Origin of the sequence: Mesorhizobium sp. SP-1A, assembly GCF_032460275.1 — a bacterium.
Taxonomy (GTDB): Bacteria; Pseudomonadota; Alphaproteobacteria; order Rhizobiales; family Rhizobiaceae; genus Mesorhizobium.
Map to the genome: position 1 here is coordinate 553495 of NZ_JAVXZD010000002.1, position 23463 is coordinate 576957.

General features: G+C 51.1%; 30 protein-coding genes and 1 pseudogene. 18 read left to right on the forward strand and 13 right to left on the reverse strand.

Features of this window, described 5'->3' with window-relative positions; all coding sequences use genetic code 11:
- Positions 1–6 precede the first annotated feature (6 nt).
- Positions 7–501: a DUF4262 domain-containing protein gene (locus tag QU595_RS11545; protein WP_315922012.1), complete on the reverse strand. Its 495-nt coding sequence runs from the start codon at positions 499–501 to the stop codon at positions 7–9.
- Positions 502–726: 225 nt separating this feature from the next.
- On the opposite strand from QU595_RS11545, the gene QU595_RS11550 reads away from it, so the two are divergent.
- The 6 genes and pseudogenes from QU595_RS11550 (at position 727) to QU595_RS11570 (ending at position 7865) form a co-directional block, all read left to right on the forward strand.
- Entirely contained in the window at positions 727–2202 is a 1476-nt protein-coding gene (locus QU595_RS11550) for a Wadjet anti-phage system protein JetA family protein (RefSeq protein WP_315922014.1), read from the forward strand.
- The gene (locus tag QU595_RS11555) at positions 2192–2866 is read left to right on the forward strand and encodes a DUF4194 domain-containing protein (protein WP_315922016.1); all 675 of its coding nucleotides are present in this window, start codon (positions 2192–2194) and stop codon (positions 2864–2866) included. Before QU595_RS11550 ends, QU595_RS11555 begins: the two co-directional genes overlap by 11 nt.
- A gap of 10 nt (positions 2867–2876) precedes the next feature.
- Positions 2877–3047 (forward strand): annotated as a pseudogene (locus QU595_RS30205) (ATP-binding protein); the annotation flags it as partial.
- Between the two features lie 861 nt (positions 3048–3908).
- Entirely contained in the window at positions 3909–6386 is a 2478-nt protein-coding gene (locus QU595_RS11560; protein ID WP_410000505.1) for an SbcC/MukB-like Walker B domain-containing protein, read from the forward strand.
- Positions 6373–7530, forward strand: a complete 1158-nt coding sequence (locus QU595_RS11565; protein WP_315922020.1) for a Wadjet anti-phage system protein JetD domain-containing protein — start codon at positions 6373–6375, stop codon at positions 7528–7530. Before QU595_RS11560 ends, QU595_RS11565 begins: the two co-directional genes overlap by 14 nt.
- A 77-nt stretch (positions 7531–7607) precedes the next feature.
- Positions 7608–7865, forward strand: coding sequence for a helix-turn-helix transcriptional regulator (locus QU595_RS11570; protein ID WP_315922022.1), 258 nt, complete (start codon positions 7608–7610; stop codon positions 7863–7865).
- Here the strand turns inward: QU595_RS11570 and QU595_RS11575 are convergent.
- Positions 7840–8805, reverse strand: a complete 966-nt coding sequence (locus QU595_RS11575; protein ID WP_315922024.1) for a hypothetical protein — start codon at positions 8803–8805, stop codon at positions 7840–7842. The two genes, QU595_RS11570 and QU595_RS11575, sit on opposite strands and share 26 nt — an antisense overlap.
- A gap of 2 nt (positions 8806–8807) precedes the next feature.
- Between QU595_RS11575 and QU595_RS11580 the strand changes: the two genes are divergently transcribed.
- The 3 genes from QU595_RS11580 to QU595_RS11590 all read left to right on the forward strand — a co-directional run bounded on the left by QU595_RS11580 (position 8808) and on the right by QU595_RS11590 (position 10064).
- Positions 8808–9047 (forward strand): hypothetical protein, encoded by a 240-nt coding sequence (locus tag QU595_RS11580; RefSeq protein WP_315922026.1) that lies wholly within the window; start codon positions 8808–8810, stop codon positions 9045–9047.
- A 277-nt stretch (positions 9048–9324) separates the two neighbouring features.
- A complete protein-coding gene (locus QU595_RS11585) occupies positions 9325–9714 on the forward strand; it encodes a hypothetical protein (protein ID WP_315922028.1) in 390 nt (129 codons plus the stop codon).
- The gene (locus QU595_RS11590) at positions 9711–10064 is read left to right on the forward strand and encodes a hypothetical protein (protein ID WP_315922030.1); all 354 of its coding nucleotides are present in this window, start codon (positions 9711–9713) and stop codon (positions 10062–10064) included. The genes QU595_RS11585 and QU595_RS11590 overlap by 4 nt, the downstream gene beginning before the upstream one ends.
- 69 nt (positions 10065–10133) lie before the next feature.
- On the opposite strand, the gene QU595_RS11595 is transcribed toward QU595_RS11590, so the two are convergent.
- The 3 genes from QU595_RS11595 to QU595_RS11605 form a co-directional block, all read right to left on the reverse strand.
- Entirely contained in the window at positions 10134–10643 is a 510-nt protein-coding gene (locus QU595_RS11595) for a hypothetical protein (RefSeq protein ID WP_315922032.1), read from the reverse strand.
- Positions 10644–10719: 76 nt separating this feature from the next.
- Positions 10720–11316 (reverse strand): hypothetical protein, encoded by a 597-nt coding sequence (locus QU595_RS11600; protein WP_315922034.1) that lies wholly within the window; start codon positions 11314–11316, stop codon positions 10720–10722.
- Positions 11317–11620: 304 nt separating this feature from the next.
- Positions 11621–12739, reverse strand: a complete 1119-nt coding sequence (locus QU595_RS11605; protein WP_315922036.1) for a hypothetical protein — start codon at positions 12737–12739, stop codon at positions 11621–11623.
- A gap of 186 nt (positions 12740–12925) precedes the next feature.
- Here QU595_RS11605 and QU595_RS11610 point away from each other — a divergent pair, with 186 nt between their 5' ends.
- Positions 12926–14203 carry a hypothetical protein gene (locus tag QU595_RS11610; protein ID WP_315922038.1) on the forward strand — a complete coding sequence of 426 codons (1278 nt, stop codon included), beginning with the start codon at positions 12926–12928 and terminating at the stop codon, positions 14201–14203.
- A 43-nt stretch (positions 14204–14246) separates the two neighbouring features.
- On the opposite strand, the gene QU595_RS11615 is transcribed toward QU595_RS11610, so the two are convergent.
- The 4 genes from QU595_RS11615 to QU595_RS11630 are packed head-to-tail and all read right to left on the reverse strand — an operon-like array spanning position 14247 to position 15752.
- On the reverse strand, positions 14247–14792 hold the full coding sequence (locus QU595_RS11615; protein ID WP_315922040.1) for a hypothetical protein: 546 nt from the start codon (positions 14790–14792) through the stop codon (positions 14247–14249).
- Positions 14792–14980, reverse strand: a complete 189-nt coding sequence (locus tag QU595_RS11620; protein ID WP_315922042.1) for a hypothetical protein — start codon at positions 14978–14980, stop codon at positions 14792–14794. The genes QU595_RS11615 and QU595_RS11620 overlap by 1 nt, the downstream gene beginning before the upstream one ends.
- Positions 14973–15410, reverse strand: coding sequence for an HNH endonuclease signature motif containing protein (locus QU595_RS11625; protein ID WP_315922044.1), 438 nt, complete (start codon positions 15408–15410; stop codon positions 14973–14975). Before QU595_RS11625 ends, QU595_RS11620 begins: the two co-directional genes overlap by 8 nt.
- A gap of 18 nt (positions 15411–15428) precedes the next feature.
- Positions 15429–15752, reverse strand: a complete 324-nt coding sequence (locus QU595_RS11630; RefSeq protein ID WP_315922046.1) for a hypothetical protein — start codon at positions 15750–15752, stop codon at positions 15429–15431.
- A gap of 147 nt (positions 15753–15899) precedes the next feature.
- On the opposite strand from QU595_RS11630, the gene QU595_RS11635 reads away from it, so the two are divergent.
- The 6 genes from QU595_RS11635 to QU595_RS11660 all read left to right on the forward strand — a co-directional run bounded on the left by QU595_RS11635 (position 15900) and on the right by QU595_RS11660 (position 17546).
- Positions 15900–16052 carry a hypothetical protein gene (locus QU595_RS11635; protein ID WP_315922048.1) on the forward strand — a complete coding sequence of 51 codons (153 nt, stop codon included), beginning with the start codon at positions 15900–15902 and terminating at the stop codon, positions 16050–16052.
- Positions 16052–16210 (forward strand): hypothetical protein, encoded by a 159-nt coding sequence (locus QU595_RS11640; protein ID WP_315922050.1) that lies wholly within the window; start codon positions 16052–16054, stop codon positions 16208–16210. Before QU595_RS11635 ends, QU595_RS11640 begins: the two co-directional genes overlap by 1 nt.
- A 101-nt stretch (positions 16211–16311) precedes the next feature.
- Entirely contained in the window at positions 16312–16638 is a 327-nt protein-coding gene (locus QU595_RS11645) for a hypothetical protein (RefSeq protein WP_315922054.1), read from the forward strand.
- Positions 16635–16784 carry a hypothetical protein gene (locus QU595_RS11650; protein ID WP_315922056.1) on the forward strand — a complete coding sequence of 50 codons (150 nt, stop codon included), beginning with the start codon at positions 16635–16637 and terminating at the stop codon, positions 16782–16784. The genes QU595_RS11645 and QU595_RS11650 overlap by 4 nt, the downstream gene beginning before the upstream one ends.
- A complete protein-coding gene (locus tag QU595_RS11655) occupies positions 16765–17160 on the forward strand; it encodes a hypothetical protein (RefSeq protein WP_315922058.1) in 396 nt (131 codons plus the stop codon). Before QU595_RS11650 ends, QU595_RS11655 begins: the two co-directional genes overlap by 20 nt.
- A 113-nt stretch (positions 17161–17273) precedes the next feature.
- Complete coding sequence (locus QU595_RS11660; RefSeq protein WP_315922059.1) at positions 17274–17546, forward strand: hypothetical protein; 273 nt, start codon at positions 17274–17276, stop codon at positions 17544–17546.
- Positions 17547–17632: 86 nt separating this feature from the next.
- Here QU595_RS11660 and QU595_RS11665 read toward each other — a convergent pair whose 3' ends face one another.
- From QU595_RS11665 to QU595_RS11680, 4 genes are all read right to left on the reverse strand, one after another.
- A complete protein-coding gene (locus QU595_RS11665; protein WP_315922061.1) occupies positions 17633–18376 on the reverse strand; it encodes a hypothetical protein in 744 nt (247 codons plus the stop codon).
- 214 nt (positions 18377–18590) lie between these two features.
- On the reverse strand, positions 18591–19265 hold the full coding sequence (locus QU595_RS11670) for a hypothetical protein (RefSeq protein ID WP_315922063.1): 675 nt from the start codon (positions 19263–19265) through the stop codon (positions 18591–18593).
- A 174-nt stretch (positions 19266–19439) separates the two neighbouring features.
- Positions 19440–20351, reverse strand: coding sequence for a hypothetical protein (locus QU595_RS11675; RefSeq protein WP_315922065.1), 912 nt, complete (start codon positions 20349–20351; stop codon positions 19440–19442).
- Positions 20348–20575 (reverse strand): hypothetical protein, encoded by a 228-nt coding sequence (locus tag QU595_RS11680; RefSeq protein WP_315922067.1) that lies wholly within the window; start codon positions 20573–20575, stop codon positions 20348–20350. The genes QU595_RS11675 and QU595_RS11680 overlap by 4 nt, the downstream gene beginning before the upstream one ends.
- 231 nt (positions 20576–20806) lie before the next feature.
- Here QU595_RS11680 and QU595_RS11685 point away from each other — a divergent pair, with 231 nt between their 5' ends.
- Positions 20807–21982 (forward strand): hypothetical protein, encoded by a 1176-nt coding sequence (locus QU595_RS11685; RefSeq protein ID WP_315922069.1) that lies wholly within the window; start codon positions 20807–20809, stop codon positions 21980–21982.
- A gap of 501 nt (positions 21983–22483) precedes the next feature.
- Positions 22484–23437, forward strand: a complete 954-nt coding sequence (locus QU595_RS11690; protein WP_315922071.1) for an NUDIX domain-containing protein — start codon at positions 22484–22486, stop codon at positions 23435–23437.
- Positions 23438–23463 lie beyond the last annotated feature (26 nt).

Below are 23463 nucleotides of genomic sequence, written 5' to 3' on the forward strand. Positions count from 1 at the left end.
CTCCCTTCAGTTGGCCTTCGGTTTCAGCATAGCCGCAGGCGATTCGAACAGCAAAGTTTGAGCCTCGCGATAGGCTGGGTGGACACCTTCATCCCACGGGAACAGGCCATTGGGGTCTGGAAGATAAAGCTGAATGGCCGAGAACGGCTTTCCCAGTAGCTCTGTGCCAAATCTGGCGTGCGGCCGCACCTTCTCTTCTGGGATCACGGGTCCAAGCGCGAAGGTGTGCCCGAAACCTGGCAAGTCCACATATGAAGAAGGTTCAGGGAAGCCCGCGCTCTTAAGCATGCCTCCGAATGCATTGATCAATTGAAGACGAAGAGAGTGATCACCAACGCCAACAACAAAAATCTCGGGGTGTTTGAACTTTTTGGAAAGACCAATTGAATACGTGTAGGACGTGATCTTGTCATCGAATTGGACAGTCGTCCCCATCCAGCCATGCTTACGCATCAACTCGCGGCCGTTCTTCAGGAGTGCCTGCTTATCGAAAATATTCATCTGGTCTCCTTCATCGTCAGGAGGCATACCTCATTCAGGCGTCGACGTCATCCGGAAAATAACCAGCAACATAGAACCCGTTCATTTTTCGACATCCGATCAAAGCGTCATCAGCCAAATTTGCCTCGAACTCCATTATTTCATTAAATTCTGCACCTTCACATAAATATGTTGACAATTATTTACGTAAATAGGCATCTTATTCCCTCTTAGAGGGCGTATTTCGTGGCACTTTTTACTCATCTTCCAGACAAAATTTTCGAGCCTTTTGCCTCGAAAAACAGACATTTATATGAGCTGAGTCTACTGACGGTTTTTGCCGCGTTTTATTCCACGACGCGTGACGCTCCGACGCGAGATGAAGTTATTGCCACAATTTTTGAAATCATGCTTTCAAAACCCGAGATGTGGCAGAGCGAGGATGATGACGAAGTTACTGAGACCGACGTCAAGAAGCTTCAGGGCGCTCGCGCCAGGTCAATCTGTGATCGCCTGACGGATTGCGGATGGTTCGAAGCCAACAAGTCTGGCTATCGCGTTATCCTAGAGTTCTCTCCCGTCGCGCTCCACCTCATGCAGTCGCTATGGAAGATCAACAATGGCTCTGTCGAACGCCTGGAAGGCGTCATGCAGACCTTGCGGTCCATCCTGAACAACCTCAAAAGCGGCAATGTCGCTCTCACGGCGGCTCTGACACAGTGCGCGAGCCATTTGGCCGATATCCGCCTGTCCATGCGCGGCACTCGAACCAAGATGATGCGCATCCGCAGTGAAGTGTTCAAAATCCGAGGCCAGACCGAGAGATTCCACTTCCTCATGAACTGGTATGTCGGTGGCGTGTTCATTCAGGACATTGAGCACATCATGTCTGATCGTCATCCGTGGAAACTGCGCAGGCAGACGATGAGCGTCATCGAAGAATTCCTGGGCGACGACAGCAAGATGATGACCATCGGCATGGAATATGCGCTGGACCACTTCCAGAAGACGATGAGCGAGGGCACCGCTGCTGAGAAGCTGGAAGCCCAAGAGAAAGGCCGTCAGATGGCCTACAGCGGCTTCTATGCCATCAAGGAAGAGCTGAACGCTATCGATGAGATTGCCAAGTCGATTACCGCCCTTCAATCGAAGCTGAACGAGTTGCTCGCGGTTCAAGGGACCGCCCGACTGGCGCATTCGAGCACCAATACCGAGAAGCTCGAAGCCGTCATGACGAAATTCGCAGGGTTCATTGGCAAAAACCAATCCGACAGCGCTGATGAAACTCTTCCAGCCATCGTTGCTGAGAAGACCCTCCATCTATCTGAAGCGGCCCTTAGAACCCCGAACATTCGCCGCAAGCCGAAGGCAACCGCTCTGCCGGACGAACCCGTCGATCCGGTAACGCTGTTTCGGCAGGAGCTTAATGCTGCATATCAGGAGCGCATTCATGCCTCTGATGATCGCGTTCTAGCATTTATCGACCGGATGATCGGAAACCAGCATACGTTCGAGTTCGACGAAAGCTCTCTATCGACGATTGACGACTTCATTGCCGCTTCCGCTGTCGTGAAGATGGCGATTTCTGGCGAAGTTTCACCCAATATCGAAGCCCATTACAACATTACCTGCGACGACGAGTTCGATCTGGTTGTCACCGAATATATGGCCTGCCCAAAGGTCACCATTAGAAAGATTCAGGAGAACCGTCATGCTGCTTAACATCATGGAAGAGCGCTTTTCGGAAGAGCAGATCAAGAATATTCGTAAAGCGATCACTCACCTGAATCGCTTCCAGTTTTTCCACAATGATTCGGCGGCGAATAATGCAGTACGTAAAGCGCTCACCAACCCGATGTCGCGCACGTTTATTTCTGAAGCTTTTAATCTAATGGGATATCGATTTATTGCGCAGGAAACGCTTGGTTATTTTGGAATCGTCCCAACGGACGAAATCAATGACGGGCGCTATCTCAATGATATCGAGACCTTCGTTCTCCTTGGCCTGAAGCTCGTCTACGACAAATGCTTTGATCGCGGCGATTTCGACGAAAAAGCCAACGTGGACACCTCAATCAACGAATTCTGCGATGAATTATCCGGTTTCGCGAAGGAAGCCGGATGGGAAGTCGAGACCGTTAAAATTCGAAATGCCCTGACCAAGTTGAGCGGCAACCAGATTGTCAGCATTGAGAGCAAATTGAATGACGACGACGATCTCCAGATCAAAATCCGTCCATTTATTCGTGACGTAATTTCTATCGACGCCTTGGAGAGAATTGAACTCTTCCTCATCAAGAAGACGGGCAACGAAACAACCGAAACCGCAGAGATCGTAGAGGCCGATGAGGCTTCCGATGAAGCTGCTGAAACCGCTGAAGACTAAGGGCAAGCACATGTTTTTGACCAATATCGGCATGATCAACTGGCACACTTACGGTGCCATCGATATCAAGATCGAAGGCGACATTATCGGCGTCATCGGTGACAATGGCTCTGGTAAAAGCACCCTGCTCGACGCTCTTTATGTTGTCGCGACTGGCGGCAGCCAAAATAATATGAACAAGCGTGCACAGGGCAAATCCAATTCTGAAGCGCCTACCGTCCGCAGATCGATCCACAGCTACTGCCTTGGTCGACTGAATGAGAAGACCACCCTCCGAACGGAATGCACCACCTATCTGCTCGCTGGCTTCGAAGATCCAATGGGCAAGAAACAGCCTGTTACCCTCCTGATGGCCTTCCATGCGGCACGAGACAACTCGAAAGCCCATCTGGAAACCCGTGCAGTCATTCGGGGTGCGCTGATCAAGACCACGGACATCCTGACCAAGGACGTTAGCGGTCAGCAGATGGTGCTGCCGTGGGCAGAACTGCGGCCGATCCTCGAAAAGAAGGTGTCAGCTGCAGGCGGCACGCTGAAGACCTTTACCCAGACCAAGAAGGAATACGTCCAGCACTATCTGCAGGCGATGATGTACCGTGGGCACTACGAAGCCTATCAGCAGTATCTCAGCAACCTTGAGAACGCCATCGCGCTGAAGGAGGTGAAGTCGGCGACGGAATTCGTGCAGGATTACGTTCTGCGAGAAGGTCCCATCGACATCCACGCACTGCGCTCGACCGCTGTTACGTTCAACAAGCTCGTCGAGCATCTGAACATGATCAAGTCTCAGATCACTGACCTCGAAGGCCTCATTGTCGATCTCGACAAGAAGCGCGCGGCAGAGCGTTCGGAGGCTATCGAAAAGGCGGTCAAGATCATGAGCGAGGCTGTGATGTCTCGCAGGAAGAACCGCCTTCAGCTGTTCACCATCAGCTCGAAGACTGCGGCAAAGGCCGCAATCGAGGCAGAGTTGACCTCCATCACCCGCGAGTGCACCGTCATCCAGAGCGATATCCAGGCTCTGCAAAAGCGCAAATATGAGATGGGTGAGACGTCATTCATCGACACCACGACAACCAAGATCGCGACCTTGCGCCAGTCCATTGACCAGACACTTGGTCGACTGCTCGGTGAACAGGGTATTGGGCGTCTAGCTCATCATATCCGCTACAAGCTCCAGTCTCTCGCTCCTGAAAGCGGCATGCTTCCGGCGTTCGTGTCGTTGAATGAGGCCGTGAACGGTACAGGCAACGCATCGGTCGACTACCTGCCTGACAATGCAAATGCGGCGGATACCGCGTTCACCAATGCCGTTGCGGCCGTAGCTGAGCACCTGCCTGCCCTGAAGGATCAGCATGCTGATCTTCGCGGCGCGAGCGTCCGTATCGAGGCGGAATGCAAGGACTTGCAGTCGCAGATCAGCAATATTGAGAGCCAGAAGAGCGTCCGAGACGAATGGCTAAACAGCTTCGTCAACATGCTGCACAAAAACGGCATCGAAGCTGACATCCTCTATGAGGTCGCTGAGATCGCAGACGAAGAATGGCGCGATGCCATCGAGCGTCTTCTCGGCGGTAGCCGTGACACGGTCTTCGTTCCGGCTAATGGATTCGACCTCGCGGCGCGGCTACTGGACGAGAACCAGCGCGAATTCCAGAAGGTTCGTCTGGCAACCACCGCCAAGCTCCTGCGGCACTCCACGAGCCAGCGTACTGGTACGCTGACCAGCGTCTTGACCAGCGAGAACAAGCTTGCCTCGGCCTACATCGACATGAAGTACGGTAGCGTCCAGCTCGCAACCAGCCGCGACGACTTCAAGAAGGACGGCCGTTGGCTGACCAAGAGCGGTTTGTTCGAAGACGGTGCCTCCGTCACGGTGCTCCGTCCCGAGAGGCCTAAAATTGGGAAGAACGGGCTTCAGCAGAGCCTTCCACTCCTCAAGCACGATCTGGAGGAGAAAGCTGCTGAACTCGTCGGCATTCGTCAGGCCTATTTCGAATTCGACAAGCTGATCACACTACTATCGAGTTTTTCCACGGTCGCAGGCAACTTTGCAGACCAAGACAAGGTGTTCAGCACTTCCAAGCACGAGATCATCGCAGGTAACGCCAAAGTCCGCGAATACCAGGATTTGATCGCTGCCAAGAAGGAAGAATGCGACACCACCCAGATCGATGAAGAGATCGAGGCCTACAAGGAAGATCTGACGGATTTGGTCAATCGCCAGAATGAGCTGAAGAAAACCGACTTTGGCTACGGTCGAGACATTGAAGACGCTCGAAAGCACCTCGACGGCTCCGTACATCTTCTCGGCTCAAACGCTCATATGAGTGCGATGAATGAGGCATTCCGCATCAACGCCCTCAACATCCATTCCGATCTCTTGAAGGCAGCTTTTGCGACTCTGAAATTGCGCTGGAAGGCCGAAGGCGGTCTCAAGGACGCTGAGAATGCGCTGACCGTCATCAAGAACAAGTCCGACAGCGAACATCGCAAGGCGCAGGATTACCTGAGCAAGACGTCGTTCGATACCAAGACCAAAATCGGGCAGGTCCTCGACAGCCTGTCTGGTCGCAGCGAGCTGCCTGAAGAATACAGCGTCAACGACCATCTGTATCCTTGGGCCGTCACGAAGCTTGAGCTGCTGAAAAACCACAAGCTCATCGATTATGAAGAGCAATTCGAGGTCACAAAAAAGCGTGCCGACGAACTCTTTAAAACGAGCTTCATCAACGAACTCGCATCGAAATTCGATGAGGTCGAGCGTCAGATCAACAGCCTGAACGCAGTAATTCGAAATACCGAATTCCTCGGCGAAAAATACAAGATCAAATGGAGCCATGCGCCTGGCCGCGAAGCTTTCCATCGTGTCGTCCAGCACGAGAATGAGATCAGCACGGCAGTCGCTGGCGGCGGCCTGCTGATGACTACCCTTGACCCAGAAGTCCAGGATGCGATGGACGAAATCAAGCGTCTGATCTTCTCGTCCGATGAAATGTTCGATCTCGATGAGTTCACGGATTACCGCAAATATTACACTTTCGACCTCGAAATGACGAACGAACTCACTGGCGCGAAAACCTCTCTGGTTGAACGAAAAGCCACAGGCTCGGGCGGCGAAGTTCAGACCCCGTATTACATCTGCATTCTCGCAGCGATGTCGAACGTCTATTACGGCGGTCCATTCAAGAACCTGAAGAAGGATGATGGCGGTCTATGCCTCGCGATTTTCGATGAAGCGTTCTCGAATATGGATGAAAAGGTCACCGGACAGGTTATCGACCTTGGACGTCAGCTTGGATTGCAGATGATTATCTGCGGCCCGTCGAACAAGAAAATCACGATGCAGCGCAATTGTAAGACCGTGCTCACGGTCGTCAAATCAGCGGATGCGCGAAGCACGAAGATTTTCGCAGAGCAAATCAAGGACAAGGCTCGTCATGAGCTGAAGATTCTTGATCCGGCTTTGAAGACTGATGCCGAGATTGCCGTACTCATGGAGGCCAGTGACCGTGCTTAAGTGTGCGGACTGGCTTGCCAGCATCATCGACAACTACGAAGCGCGGCCGGATTCAAATGGTCGAGCCAAGCGGATCGACAAACGCGATTTCGAGGACAGCAACGAAGTTGAGAAGCTGAAATACGCTATCGCCCAGCTCATTTCCGAAGGCGCGTTGAAGGCCAATTATGGTCGTCATGCTCGCCGAGCGGAGATCGAGAGCGTCAGTCTTCAGGATGCGGGGCCGATTTACCGAATGCTCGGCCGGACTCCATCTGCAGAGCTTGCCCGCGAGAGCATGGTGGCCCTGAGGCGCGAGGCCGAGGGTTGGGAAAGCAATGTCCTGAATGAGATCGAAAGCGCGTGGGCCAGGAACAAGCGCTGGCAGGGCATTGATCGAAGCGATGCCGCACAGATCGAGCCGATCCAGCTGCTTGCTCGTGCATTGAAGGCTGGCAAACATGTCGGACAGGACATGCGTTCGTTTTCGGCCAAGGAAGCCGGGGACAGCAAGCTGATGGAGACCAGACGAAAGCTTCTGGCCGCCTACCTGTTTGCTGACGAAAACGAGCCGCTGGAGAAGCTGGAGCGCCTGATCAATGACGAGGGCGCAAGGAAGATCGCTTTGCCGATCACCCTGTCAGGCCCGATCTCTCTTGGAAGCATGCCAATCGGCAGCGAGCTGGATTACTTTTCGATCCCGTTTCATCAGATGGATGACCTGACCATTGATGAGGGCATCGAGTATGTCCTGACTATCGAGAACATGACGTCTTTCCATCGTCACGCTAGCGAGATCAACTTGATGCCCAGAAAGGGCTTGGTGCTGTTTACCAGCGGCCAGCCGTCGACCGCGTTCAAAACCTATTATGGCAGGCTAGTCGAGCAATTTGGCTGCAAAGTGCCGTTCTTCCATTGGTCGGATGTCGATGGCGGCGGGCTGGAGATTGCGAACTCTCTGCGCAGCTTGAACCCGTCGTTGCGACTGCATCTGATGGATGTCGATCTGGCGGAGGATCACGGGGTGTCGTCGGAGCCAATATCGCTAACGAATGCGAACTATGCGGGAACAGTTCTCGAACCGCTAGCTCGGTTCCTTAGTTTGCCTGGGGCCAAGATTCTCGAACAGGAGAAAATTGATCCAGCTCACCCATCTTTTCATTGAGTTGGTCGACCTGACTTCGGAGCGTTGCCTCCAAAGCGCAAAATCTGTACGACATACAGATAACTGGGTTGGGCATCATGGCAATTTCATTCGTGCAAATGAAAATGGCTCGCGGCGGCCTGTCGCTGACAGTTCGAGAAATGGCCGACCTGACAGGCATCTCTCATGACACTGTTGGCCGGATTGAGCGAGGCGAGAAGCTCAAGGGATCAACGCTGAAAAAGGTACGCGAGGCCTTGGAAAATATTGGCCTCGTGATTATCGGTGACGACGGAATTCGCATTCCCAAGGCCGCTATCGATGCGGCCGTCAAAAAGGTGGAAAATGATCCATAGTTATGGGATCGAGCAGCTTATATTTCGTTCCCGAAATTCGTGTGCGAGACTGCTTCTCTAGATTCAGCAGAACGTCAGTGTCTTTGTTTATCCTGCGCCAACCGAGTTTGATTTCCAAAGTCAGATTCTGAGGGAGCGAACTTAAATCCAATCGCCAGCGTTTATTGCTGCGCTGCTCAAACTTCTTCATCATCTGCGCGCCGGCGATATCATGGTCCTTTTTCGTCCATGCATTAACCGCTTTTCGTCGATCCGAGCATTCCTTGGCGCGGCCGTTCAAATCCGCCAGGCCAGGATGGAACATCTCATGGCAGTCGTGACATAGACACATGAGGCTCCGGAGCGTCTGCGTGTTCCAACCATCGACTGTGTTCTGGTCATCGAAAGCCCATAGTTCATGGCACTCGACAGGACCATCAGCCTGACCACAGATTTCACAGACGTAGCCTGCTCTCTGAAAGACCTCTCGACGCACCTGCTTCCATGAATGCGGGCTTAGAAGGTTCGCCAGCGATGCTCCCCAGGATGTCGCAGGGATCATGTCCACATGGAACGGCACAAAGTGCCTGCGGGCGACGAATGGAGCAAACGGTTGCCATTCGTCTTTCACGATATCCGCACGCGTCACATGATAGCGCCCGAACTTGTCGGGGCCTTCTAAGCCGTCTTTAGGGACGTTGCTGAAATCATACAACCTCACAATGACCCCAATCATGCCTTTAGGCGGCCATTCGCTGCTCCAGCGCTTCGGCAACACTTTCCGCTCGCGAGGAGCGTATATGCGTTTCAAGTCCACACTGGTGGTTGGATATGTGGGTGTCAGGACAAAAGGAGAATTCACAAAGCGCTCCAAAGGGAATATTCTATTTAGAATGGCCAATTTTGGTTGCGTTTTCCATTTAAAAATTATAGAAATTCGCACGAAATAAGGAGACTTCATAAATGAAAATGTCGCCCATCAAGCTCGTGGCAATCAGCCTCATCGGAGGCGCTCCCGTCGCGCACACTTTTGCGCCCATTAATTTTGCAAGCGTTACGTCCATTGGCAGCGCCATTGACCAATTCCTGCCCTTCTTCGGCTACCATGTACTTGGTGCAATTCCAGCCTTGGGCCTGGTTGAATGCATCAGCCGTCTACGTCGTCAGAACGCCAAGCGTGAGAGAACCACGATCAATGCCTGAACTCATTTGAGGTTGGCGCGTTTGGCACGGGCAGATCGGTCAGGTGGCGGATTGGATGTTGCCGGAAATGAAACTGACCAAAAAGGTCACCCAGCAATTACTGGAGGATTGACCGCAAGAAAGGTCGTATTAAAGCGGCCTTCCTTTTTCATATACAATTCGCCCCAAAACCACGAACATACAGCGCAATAAGTGGATAGGTTTAAAATTATCTCTAAATAAATGATTGCTATTTTTATTTATATTAAATATACACCACGCAACTGGAGATAATTCGATGATCAGGTTTTACGATCAACTTACGCAAAATCCGACTGCCCAGGAGCTTGAGGGCAAGTACATCCTCGCTACTGGCTTTTTTAAGTACCGTACCTTCAGGAAGCCAGGCAAGGTGACACGTGTCTCCAATAGCCGCGTCCATATTGAGCCAATCCACATTGGCGATGAGCCAGAAGATATTTCCGATGCCAAGAATTACATCGATTTGAGATCGATTGGTGCCGTCTGCGATACCGAAGATGAGGCCCGCTCTGTATTACAGGCAAGCCACGAAGCAAGAGGTGTTCACTCCGCGCATCAGCGTGCCTGCCAGCTTGCTATCAACGGACTATTCAATTCGCTGAATGAACCGGAAAGCACTGACCCAGCCGAGGCGGGTTCCGAATGAGCGGCGATAACGAAATCTTCCCACGGTCATCGATCATTCAGGGGTTCTTCGAGACCGCCCTGCCCTGTGACGCGACCAAAGAGCAGATCATGGAGTGGGTCGCTCATAATCTCGGAGCAGGAGGGATTTCCATCGATAACCCTCTCAGCAAGCATGGGATGGAAGCCCTGAACGAGCCAATTCTAACGGACACGCGGCTCTATTTGCATCAGAAGGCCGAGCGCTCGAACAAGGGCTGGACAATTCACAGCTGGAAGGAAAACACGCCTTTCACGGGTCCTGATCCAATGGAAGTAGTATACGGTGGCAAGCAAACCATAAATGTCGACGCCGACCCGACAGACGAATAGCGCCTCAAATGAACCAAAGAAAAAGCCTCGGCAGCGATGTCGAGGCTTTTTGCATATCGGGCGATGCGCTTACATGCGAGGGCGAGGTTGTTCCTCAATTTCGTCGTCGAGAACGTCACGATATTCTGCCTGCAAGACAGCCCGCAGCTTCAGGAGATCGGCGCGGGTATAATCGATATCCGCAATCATGGTCCTGAGATCGAGAGGATCAGTCTTTGCAGCTTCTGACCAATTATGGATCAAGACCTCCATCACCGCCTGCCGCGCATACCCGCTTAGCTGGTCTGGCCCGAACGTTTCGTTGTCGTCAGAATTCAATTCCCGCAGATAATCAATGTCGGTTTTGACGGCCGACTTCATTGAATCGATCCGATCCACCACATCATCAAGATCACGGAACAGGCTGTTCAAGGTGGTTCCACCGTTGCGCAGCGCTACCTCCCAATTGGACAGAAGGACAGCCATTCCTGCCTGACGGGCATATTCCACGAGATCGGTAGGAGCAAAATGCTTGTGGTCGTCAGCATTATAAGCCTTCAGCTCCGAAATGAGGTCTTCAATGCTGTTTAGATTGGTCATGATGTTCATCCTATTTTGAGATCATGACCAATCTTGATGGCTCCAGAAGCAAGCTACGATAGCCGAGTACGGTGCATCACTCACAATACCAGGCGACGACCCTATCGGTAGCATCGTTGTCTTTCTTCTGCCCACTCGCCCAGCAGAATGTGTAATTGTTGACAGTTGTCGACACCCCAGCACCCCAGGTTCCTCCCCAAGTGCCATACTTATATTTTATTTTGTTGTAATCAGTGCCTCTTGTCGGACGATCTTCCCCTGACGCGCAGATATATTTGTCTTCAAGCTTGGCAGGCTTAAGCCCAACAGAAGCGCAGGTCTCTGCCTGTGATGTTGCCACGGAGATCGTTTGGGTTGTTGTGCCGCCGTCTCTGCCACCGTTTCTGACGGTTATCGTCTTATTGGTAAAAGTAGCGTTCACCCATTTTCCAACTTTTGGACAAGGCACTTCTACTTCTACATCATCGTAGCGTGCATCAGTTTTCTGACATGAGCCGTTGCTGAAATCATCAAAGCGATTTTGGCCACTGCCCCCGTTAGAGCTGCACTTGAATTCTGCTGGAACGAACACCTTTTGATTTTGATAACATTTATCCGCAGCCATTGCAGGCATTGTCAGAAGTCCAGCGAACAGTGCCGCCAAGGAAATTTGCGTAGCGATCAATCTAGTCATGTTTTCTCCCTCGTATCCCAGCCCCATTGGACCTTAAGCTCTCGCTTTCGAATATTGGGAGGTATTCCTTTGATGACAAATCCGCCGACCAATGGCTCAGACGGGAAACCAAAGCTTCTCAAAGAGCGCGCCGCTCTTGTGAGCTTGGAAAGGATGAAATCAAAAAAATGCAGGCCACCGACCATTAGACAGTCAGTGACCTGCATCAACTCGACTAAGTCCCGATCAACAGAGTGCCGATGCCATGCAATGGTGGCTACTATTTCAGAACCTTAACATGCTGCCAGCATGTGACATGGATGCCTTAATGCCAGTCCTTGACCACTCTCACTTGGATGAAAAGATCGACGTTGACACAGTCGATCATCGCCTTGAACTTGGCAATCACACAGCTTGAGAACAGCGCTTTGAACGCAATCAATGCCGCCTTTGGATTGGCCATCGCGACACCTACAACCGCAGCCGAGAGTGCGGACATCCAGAAACAGTCCATGACGGCCTGCTTTACGTGTTGATCAACCGGATCAGGCGCAGTCAGTGCCGAACACAGGATGTAGGACACCTCGCGAGACCGGAATTCAGGGTACTTGAAGGTAAAGTAGTTCCCACAGCCAAGATCGACACGGGCTTCAGACCAGATGACTTTGATTTCGATCCAGTGAAGGAGGTCAGCGACATCGTGGACTTCCGTCTTTGTATGGGAACACTCTGGCCCCTCTTTGCGTGCCCTTTCTTCCGCAGTCGCTTGGGGATCAGTCGTCTCAATCTTATCGGGATCAGGCAGAACTGGCATGATCCCTGGAACAATTTGAGAACCGAGCGGCCTAGGGAAGATGTCATGCTTCTGAATGTATTCGCTCCGGTTCTCCCGTTTCCCAGACGGATCAGTGACGATGCTTCCCATACCCTTGAAGGAGTCGATGAAGATATCCCGCTCTCGGGTATCAAACACCTCGTTTCCAGCAACGCGGACGGTATATCCGAGAGCCACCTGGAACATTTTCCTCGTAACTTCCGGATGGTTTCTCAGCTGCTCAGCGATGTAGTCCTGCGGGTCCCCATGCGCCGTTTCGTCAAACGCCAGGAATGCATCTACGATTGCCTTCTGTGTCCCTTCATCAATGGACGAGGACACCAAGAGGTTTGTATTCAGATCTATGGCCACAGGCTTCGAAGCGAAGCACCGTACCTCCTTCGTGCCGAGTGTTTTTGGATTTCTATGGTCATAGCAGATGGCCCATTCCTCAAGAACCGTCCAGTAGACCTTTTGATTTGAACTTCCAGCTTTCCGCGTTCGAGCCACGAAAAAATCGTTCTGGAATTCTGGGATAATTTCGGTTTCTTGTCCTACTGAATGTTCGATAACGAACTGGACAAGCTTTTCGTCCTGCAGGTCCACTACTATCGATTGCTGAAACGACATCAATTCCCCCTTTCCCCGTTCAAGCCTCTGTAAGAGAAGGCAATCTCGATCTAGCATTTGAAAATTTTCTCGGCAACTATGGTTTTCAACATTTCCTGAAAGCCAACCGCTCGGATGACTTCTTCATTGAAGCTTTCGGCATCGCCCGCCTATCATGGATGACACAAACGGTAGGTGGAAATTTGAATGAATAAGACCGAACTGAACGACATCGAACGCAAGGCAATCGAGGAATCTCTACAGGTTTTTCTAAAAAGTCAGATATTTCTGGAACGTTTTCCTAATACGACTAATTCAATCGACTCATATCTTACCGGTAGCCGTCCTTTCATGGAAAAGGTGACGGGCGACGCAACGATGAAACTCGACCAAATTCTGGCCTCCGATATCCAGAAGGCTGCCGAGGAGGGTCTCTCTGAGGTGAATATTCACGGCCTGACATTCACGCACTTGGCATGCGAGCAGAATGAAGGTTTCACATCGAAAGTATCATCGATGCTTGTGTCGGCAGAAGGCGATCCGGTCTGCCAGATGTCATGGGAATTCGAGAAGAAGAATGACGACATCAGAGTGGATATGACGATAGCCGAATGCCCTGCCGACAATCCAACCTATCCATACTCTAACAGGCTTGTCGTCTCGACAATTCACCGCCCCGGAACCGAGTTCGGCCCAGGTGCTCATGCGACCGCCTGGCTTCCAGACTTCCGCAAGCTGGTGAACGTGATGGATCATCTGCGCGAGCCGCTGCAGGAGCAGCTCCAGAATGTCGATCTCGGCCCACCTTACCTGAGTTTGCCTATAAGCCGTCACCAGCTCGACATGACCACTTATCAGTCCGTCATTGATCTCGACGGCGGCTTGCCAGGTGATCTTTGCAGGATTGCGGCGAAAACGATGCTGGATGTCGCATATTCTAATTGCTTCCAGAACGCTGGCGACACCTTCTCCAAGCTAGTCAAGAAGCTGAAGTCAAAAAAGGCTGTCTATGGCGAGCGCTACTTCGTCCATAACGATCACGACAATTATGTCACCGTGGCATCTTGCGCAGCTACTGGCGAAGACGCCCTCGTGATGTACGCAAACGGCAGTGTATCATTGATCTGTGTTGAGAACGGAGCAAAAGGCACGCCCTCAAAGGCGACCGCTTATCATCTCGACAGCGGTAACGAAGCCGTCGAACTGATCGAGCGCTGGATTGCTGGCGAACGTGAATTTGATGTACCGCTTGCCGAATACAATTTCGACAAGACGGACAATGGCGAAGTGCTCACTCTTTCCGATGCATTCGTAGAGACGCAGGGCGGTTACGCTCTCGGTGCTGATATCTATTATGCGCTGGATAGCTTCAACAACATGAGAGACCGCGACGACGTCGAGATTTCGAAGGAATTCGACTACATGCTCAGCTTGATTGGGCCACATCCTGACGATGAATATGAGGGATCAACATTAGGCTTGTGATACGATTTTGGGGCCATTTGCCCCGTTCTCTTTTGGCCACTTGTCAGTCTATGGATTTGCCAGTCTCGACGTCTAACTCATACTCGATGCCGCCGAACAAGGTCACATAGAGGACGCCAGCGCGCACCCTGTAGTCCTCGATCACATCCGGCATATCTGCCGTCCATTGGAACGACCCGAAATCGGGCGACAGCCTGCTGATCGCCAGTTCACTAATTAACGCGTAACCGTGGCCACCCAGATGAACGAGGCTATAGATCGGGGTCTCGATGTCGTGCTCAACCTCGACCGTGCCCTCAGAATTTACAACCATCAGCTTGCGATCTGCCACGACAATAGCGCGGCCGAACGAGTAGTAGGCCTGAGGGTCACCAATGTAGCGACCGCTCGAAAGGCCAAACGCGGGCATCTGGGCAACGTCGTTTGCAGGGAAGAAATACTCGGCACCATAGTCGTCCACATAGGTGCCTGTGGAGAGTTTGAAGGCAAGATCGTCAGGATGCGAATCTTCATCGCGAAGGTAGGTTGCCTTAACGAGCGTGTCGGTCAGAAGACCGCCGTTAGCTGCCATGAATACGCTACCTGTCATCATTGACCTCCCGATTTGTATGCATAGATCGCGAAGATCACCGCTGCGCCGAGCAGGGCGATAGCAATGTCACTGAAGAACGCCCAACGACGCTCCGAGGGAGACAGCTTGTCCCATACATCGCCATAAGCGCCAGGACGAATACCCTGCTGCCAGCGAGGGATCGGCTTCTGTGTTTTGTCACTCATAGGACTTCACTTTCGTTCCTCTGACGGCACGCATCACACGTTCTTCCATGTGATCGAGCCGGATGTTTATATTGCGCCGAACCTTCGTGAGGACCCAGTCGAGGCCGTCCTTCATGTAGGTCGCGCCCTTGATCCTCTTTTTGAATTCACCAGCAGTCATGCTACCCTTCAGGCGATTACAAGGCCTGCACGCTGGGACGATATTTTCTGCGTGGTCCAACCCACCCTTGCTGCGTGCCTTGAAATGGTCTGCGGTCACCGTTCGAGAGGTGAGGCGGTCGTAACAGTATGCACATTTATTATCGAAAGTGGTCAGGCTTTCAACGCGGGTTGCCTTGAAGAAGGCATTTTCTAATTTATTGCGCTTCTGCTTGTTCCGATATTTGCTCACGATGCCCCGAATAAAAGGTGAAAGCGGTAGCGAGACCATCCCGCTACCGCAATAATTTTAGAGTTCGAACTTCACAGGAGTGCGGGACTTCTTGTGTGTTTCGGCTTCAAAGCGAGCCTCTGTCGACGCCAGCTCTTCACGGATCGACTGGAGAATTTTCTTCACGTCGTCATCCGAGTATTCGTACATCGACGTGTTCGAAAGATTGCCGATTAGACGAATGCCCTGGATCGCGGCAGCGGTTCGACCCACGGCGAGGCGGACAAAAGCTTCACGCTTCTTGGAAACTGCGGGTGCGGCTTCGACAACCTTGGTCGTCTTCTTTGTCTTTAGCTCGGCAGCGGCAGGCTTTTTCACGGTCTTATCGGTTTTCTTGGGCATGGGGCTTTCCTTCCTAACAATTTGGCAGATAATTAGAATTAAATGAATTGTGCGTCAACATATTTTTCGTGGTAAAAAGGCACGTATTTATTGTGAAAACCATATTATTCATTTAAAACGTATAGAAATGGCAGATGAGGGCTTGGAATGAGGCTGTTAATTAACCGCGAAACCCTGAAGAAGAAGATCGAGAACGACCCCGATCTGGATTGCGAAGCTGGTCGTCCAGTGACTGCCGAAAATTTCGACCAGTTTGTCGGCTTCCTGAAGGTTCTGAAACAGAAGAAGGAGGAGCGATAATGGCTGTACTTTCTAAAGATGTTTTTACGAAGACCATGACACCAGAATTGATTCAGGCATCGGATGTTCGTGCGAAAGAACTGTTTGAAGAATACGAATGCGTGCAGGCTCTTCCCAAGGCGAAAGCTCTTACTCAAGAAGAGGTTGCCCCAGAATGAAGCTAACTGAGACCATTCATCTTCTGGAAGCCAAAGGACCGTCTCGTGAAGCCGATGGGATGATCTGGTGTGCGAGCACTAGGGGTCGTCTGGAATTTCGCATGTGGGACGGTGCAGGATGCGTCTACATCGACACCGAAGCTCCTGAGTGGGATCGAGGCCTGAAGCACGTTCAGAGCGAGCGCATTCGTGAATACACAACCTCACTCGACGATGCCCTATCGTTTGCCAAGAACACGATCCTCGAAGGCGATGACGGCTCTAAGCTGATCGACCTCTTCACCAAGGCTACGAACCGCCTAGCTGAAAAATACGACTGGAAGGCGAACAAAGCGACCCTCGACCAGCAATACGAGCTGGCGATTTCAATCTGCATCGTCGTCCTGCAGGAGATGGCAGAGCGCGAACTCCAGGGAGGAACCGTATGAGTGACATCATCTGGTGGATCGTGCTGATAGGCGCACTTGTCGGCGCTGTAATCACTTCACTTCTCAGAGATCCGTTCGTCGAACGCGTCGAGAAACTGATTGCCGAACTCGAAAAGGAGTACCCCGATGACGACCGAAACGACTGAAGTCGAGAGCCTTAGACTTGAACTCGATGCAGCTCGCGAAGAGCGCAATGAGCTGTTCAAGGAAGTCCTGGAGTTGCGCAAGGACAAAGCGCGCCTCGACCTGATTGAAAACAGCTGCTGGGATTCCCGATGCGTCGATGAGCCGACACCTGGAGGCGACGATGGCGAGGTCGCCTGGATCATCATCGAGCACCATATGAGTGTTCCCAAGGAACGCCAGTTGGCCTACGAATACTCTGCTCGCAGGGCTATCGATGCTGCGCTCAATCCGGTTCCCGAACCCGATGATATCGATGAACTTGAAGATGACGAAGAGCTGACCATCGATAAGAGCTGGGACGGATCGCTCGACGTGCAGCCAAACGTTCTGCGCTAACCGAAATGTCCATAATACTGGTCGCGAAGCGCTTTCGTGACCAGTATTATGGACATTTGTGCCTTTCTCGCCCGAGAGAGATGATCAGGTCTCAACATTATATGGAGACCATCGTGAGCCACCTGACCGACGAAGATATCGAAACCATCGAATTTGCCATCAAAATGTCCAGCGAGGTTTTCGGTGCTGAATATTTCACTGACGACACGGAAGAAGAGCGCAACGACCGCCTGGCACGACTTACCGCGAAAATTGAAGAGCTTAATGACGGCATTGAGCGCGAAATTTTCTTCGTCGATTACGGAGACGAAAGCACGGTAGCTGAATGGAATGGAAGCGCATGGGACTACCATCTACAAAAGGATACGCTGGCGAACAGCCTCTGACATTGCTGGATTCACGATACAAAAGCCGCCTGGAATTAACTGGGCGGCTTTTGTACATTTTGAACCATTAAAGACGGCCAAGGATTTTAATTATCCTGCATAACCTTAAGGAGACGAGCATCCACCTTCGCATTAATCGCACGTCGCTTTATGTCATACACCGCGACATCAACAAATCTGGCCCTGCCGTCATTTGCAAAAGGCGTCGCTCGAATAGAAGCTTTGACGATTACATCGCAACCAGATTTTGCTTCCTTCATATAATCTTTGCCCTGGAGAGGCGAGTAGAACTCGTACGGATGGAGGTTCGAGATTCGTTTACAGCTACCAGACCCATAATGCCATTCAAGAGAGACGGCATTCCGTGTCTTATCTACGGTAGCTGGCGTGCCAAATTCTTTGGTCATCTGAGCAACCATGGCGTCAATCGTAGGTCTCTGTCTCTTATAATTCAGTTCGGAAGAGCGAGTAACCAACGTTGCTTCACTTCCAATACCAGGCGAACCGAATTCCACACTGATCGTATCTTTCGACGATTTCGTAGTTTTGCTAACGGTCAGTCCCGAACGATATCTTCTAGTCTGATTTTCGCCTGAACCAAAGGCCGCACTAGCTTCTTCGATCTTTTCTCCCGGAAAATGCAATCTAATTACCGCCTTAACTTCTTTTGCCTTCATCCCAGGCTTAATACCAAGGATATCGACCCTAGCCGCGTCCGAGACATACTCGGGCGTTATGGCGGGTCTGCCAAAAGAGAATTTAGTCGCGTGAGAAGTGCTTGCAAAAGCAAGAACAATGCCTAGAGCCGCGAAACAAGATTTTACCTTCATTGATTACCCCTATTGGATTTTGGATGGCTCCGCCTTAGATTCCTTGAATTAAACCCAAGGTCTGCCTTGCTTACATCTATAGCGTATCCCCAAATTTTGTTTCTGCAAATTTATTTAATCTCGTATTAAAAATGCGTTTATATGCGGAAACGAAAAGACCGCCACACTCATGTAACGGTCTGCAAATGGGGTGGTTTCAATTATTTCACACAGCCTACGTCCACCACTGAGCCAGAACAGGGCGCAGTTCGTTGACGCCTTCATTCGTCAGGATGCCATGCTTGGTCATGTACCAGCGGATTTCGCCTGGAACTGCTCCCACGATTTCATCGTCATCAGACAAAGGATTGTCTTCGAAACTGACCATAGGTTCGCCCTCGACTGGCGTTCCGTCCTTGGTCATCGCGTATTGGCTGTATGGGTAGAAACCAAAGCGGCGATAATTGGTGAAATGGCGCTGTACGCCTTCCCCGCCGTCATGACCGTAAGCGTCAAACACAAGGTCGAGGCTATCGCGTGTGCGAAGCCACTTTTTACCCCATACGAGGTTTGGGAAGAAGATCACGTCTGTGGTGTAATCTGGGTTGCTCACAAACGTGAACAAGTCCCCTGCGTGACCGACCTCGACGTCCTTACCACCTTTGCCAATTTTGAAATCCAGATGAAGCAGATTGCCATCAATGATTGCTGGACGCAGCGGGCCTTCACTGAATTCCCGCCGCTCTTCCTTGGTCATAGTGAGATCGGATTCCTTGAAGCCATTGAATGTGTTGAATAGGACTTCCCAAAGTTCGTCGTCATCATCACCGGATAGAGGTAGTGTGCAAAGTTCCTGGAAGCGCTCCCAAGGCATTCCATAACCCATACCTCTATAAAGCTTAGTAGTCATATTATCTCCTGGCTGCGGCGGGCCGCATTTGTTGAAGGTTTAATAAGGAATAACCGAATAAATGTCAAATGCGTTTGAATTTGAGGCGGATTTGTCGACTTTTTCCTGCTAAATATTTATATTTCAGATAAGCGTTTTAAAACGGGCAAGGCGATAATGAGCTACGCCTGCAGATTATCTGATTTCCGACATATTCCAATTTTTGTCGATGTCCCAGGCCCCATCAATCAGACGCCCCTGTTCCTTCGAAAATAGAACGAGGGTGTCAATTCCGACTGGTTCTCGGTTGCTTTTGGGGAACATGACGCTCTGTTTGCCTTTGAGATTTCTAATAACGTTGAAAGGTTGCTCCGAGCACTCAAACATTGGCCACATCAGTGATCGTTCCACCATGGAAGACGAATAAAAATGTTGGATATGGTGAAGTCGAATATTTCGGTCGATTAAATAATCACTCGGTTGAAGAATTTTGGGGTCGAGAGGTTTAGCCTGTCTGACATCGGGAGTTAACGTCTTATAGGAAGACGGCAGGGCTACAATCGGATCGACTTCCAAAATAACATAACGCTCGGCTTTCGATCCGGCCATGACCATGGCTTCAATTGCAAGCAGTGCTTCAGAGGTATCCCCGCCAAACACCAGCACGTGTCGGCGCTCGCTAGCAATCTTGTTCAAGATACTGCGGGACTGCTCATCCATAATAAGGTCATCAAGCTGAACACTGCCAAACTGAATTTCATGATCTTTTCTGGCAGCAATGACAATCGACATCAAACGCTTGTAGAGAACCTCTGTGATAACTGAATCGCTATCGTGATCAGTTCCCAAATACAGCAATCCGTTCCAGATACCGCCCAATCCCTCCTTGCTGCGCAGTCGATGCGGCTTCAATGAGATCGGTAGAGTTTTCTTCTCAGGGTCGATGGCGTCTTCCAGCTTGTTGAAGTCGGCATAGCCAAGGAACTCGGCGATAGCATCATCGACGCCCGAAAGTCGGAGAGGAGTTCCTCTTGCAAAATAGCGGATCGTAACGCGCATATCCGTAATGATGTCATCAATGTTTCCGACGACCATCTGTCTGATCATTCCGAAGCCAGCTCCTCGGCTGCGACGATGACAGTAGGGATCGGCTTGGTGACTGCCATATAGCCGCCAACGCAAAATGTTCCGATCAAGACTAGGGAGACATATGAAATCACATCAAAAACTGTGATTTTTCTATCAAGCCCGACAGCCATAACGACAAACATGGCACCAATAAATGACAAGCAGCCAAAATAGGCAAAGAACATCGCGAAATCGAATTGCACGTCCCCTCACTTTCGAGCTTTTTCTAAATAATTCAAATCCTCAAGTCAATTAAATATTGAATCCTATTCCTTGTAGGGTCAATTGTGATCGAAATTAAGGTCAAAATGAGACCCAGATTGGCTACGCCCTGCGGAAGTGTGTCAATTAAACAGTGCTGTAATCTCTGAAAATTTCATTTGTCGATTTCAAAGAATATTGATAAGAGCAAGTAACAAATTAAGGTGAATATTATGTCCTCATATCAGGCTCCGCTCTCTGCCTACAGACTCGTCGCAGATTGCGGCCTCCCAGAATATCCAAGTGAAAATCTCGACGTCGATATGATCGATCTTATTTCGCGAGACGTTGGATCTCGTTCTGCCGCTGCCGCATGCTACACCCTCAACCGCGTACACACCTGGCTTCGCGAAACGAAAGATCGGTTTGAAGGAGCAGAAGGCCTTGAGGCCGAATGGACCAAACACAACGGCATAATCACATGCCATCTGAAACCAGCTGAAGGCACCGAAAGCTGGAAGGTCGTCTGGGGGACTAAATATGGTGTCGAAGACATCAAGGTCACGAGCATCGTGGGCGACCTTGAAACCCCGCTGCTCGAAGGCGCTTTCTACGAAAGGAAGAAAGGTACCGAGAAGAAGGATTGGCAGTCGGGCTTTCAGGCACCCGATCCAAACACGGTCACTGGCAGCGTTTCCAGCGAAAGCAATCTGAAGGATGTCTCACGCTTCACCAAGGCGATCACCCCGCACATACCTGACGCCGTCAAAGAATTCACGTCGACGGCGGTGCCTGATGACTACGTAGGCCGCCTGAGTAGGATGCGACCGATGATCGATGCCGATGGCGGTCTGCCTGGAAAGCTGTGCTGGATGAACTACGCGCTCTCCGCAGATTTTGCCAGCCAGGCTATCGCGACGTTTGTGGTGAACAATCATCAGCAAATGGTCGAAAGGCTGGATAACCTCAATGCCAAATGGGGCGAAGGCTGCCTGGTTATTGGCGATGACGATGCCGATGTGTGTGTCGTTCGCTCGGATGGCGCAGTGGCGATCTTCTATGCAGATCATGCCACCGCTTCCGAAAAGAACACTGGACTGATCCTGTTCCGCCTCGATGGCGAAAAGGCGAAGACACTCGAAATGCACGTTTTTGAGCAAAGCGATGATGTCGCCTCTCAGGTATCAGCCATCATGAAAGGCGAGGTTACCGCTGATTACAGGATGGAAATCGAGGGCATGCACTCGAAATCGGCCTTCACTGCTAAGGGCTACAATGCCCTGAACGCGATGTCGTGGTGGTTCGTGATTGCCAACGATCCGAACTACGAAGATGTCGAACCAAAGCAATCCTACTGGGCTGCCGAAAATGAAACCCCTTCAAATGTCGGCAATAACAAGCCCGTTTGATCGCTAAAAATATGGCGGAGGCAGGACCGAAAATTCCCGCCTCAAAAGCCGCCCTAATAAGGGAGATGTCATTCTCCTAAATGCAGGGATTATCAGCTGCCAACCTTCAATCAGTAGATTTCACCAGACGAAGACCAACTACGCTCCTTTGAAGTCCGGGGATTCGCTGGAGCTTCCCAAGCGTTTCTTTCAGCATACGACGAACGGGCTTCAGCCGACGCATTGTATGCTTGCCCTCCAAGGAAAATTGAAACAATAGCCAGGGAGGCAATCATCGCTATAGACAAGATCGCTACGATTAATTGGAACATTAGGACACCTCGGAAAATCCAATTAAAATGACATTACCAAAATTCTGACCTCAACAGCCTTGGTTGGTCAATAATTTTGTTTGAATTTTTTCTCTAATTATCCCATAAATTCGAGGAAAATTTCTATCTAAAGCTCGTTGATTTCTTCAATGCGCCGTAGGGTGAAAATAATAAAATTAAAGGAGACGCCATGAAAATTCTAACTAAAGACGAAGTCCTTGATATGCCATCGATCCACGAGCGCAAGGACGTCAGCTACATCCTGGTGCCGAACACGGTCGATGTTATCGTGTCAGACGACCTCCTCCCCCGCGAGATCAATCCAACGACATTCGCATTCGTCTTCACCGAAGATGGCAAGCTTGTTATGGCCAACAACCGTCGTCGTGGACCTGAAGTGGCTGGCGGCCACATTGAAGGCGATGAGACATCCATGGAAGGCGCAAAGCGAGAGGCTTTGGAAGAGACAGGCGCTCACGTCGACGAGCTTACACCCGTTGGCTTCTTCCGGAGCGTGACCGAAGGCGAAGAGCCGGAAAACTATCGTTACCCCTACCCTGTGTCGTGCCAGCAGTTCTTTGCAGGCATCGCCACCCGGATCGACAAGTACGAGGCCAATGACGAATGTCTGGAGCCGTTCACGCTTGAACCGACCGGAGCAAAGGCGGTCCTCAAGGAAGCCGAGTTCCTACTCTACAAGGTAGCCCTGCGCGATTATTTCCCGCAGCTGGCCGATGAGTTGGAAGGCAAGGCGACGTTCGTGCCGCCGACATTTGTTGAATTTGGCAATTCCGTTAATCCGAAATACGAAAGCCAGTTCATCGAGAGCCTCAGAGACCTTCACCAGAAATGTGAAGCTGACGAGTTCGACGTTCTCGACATGATCGCAACGATTGAGATCGCCACCCAATACCTCAGCCAGGAAGCAGTCGATTTCCTCATTGCATCCAGCGAAGGCTTCGAAAGCGCTCCTGTGCTTCGGATCGCGCCATCCCAATCGGCTTCTGTCGAGGTCCGTGCCGCAACGCTTTTCGTCTTTGGACTGGAACACGGCAATCTCAACAACGTCGAATCTGTCGGCCAGGCTATGAGCGTGCTAACCGACCACTGGGCTGAAGAGCAGTCGGTGACGTTTCGTCCGTGAACGGATGACATAGAATGAAGGCGGCG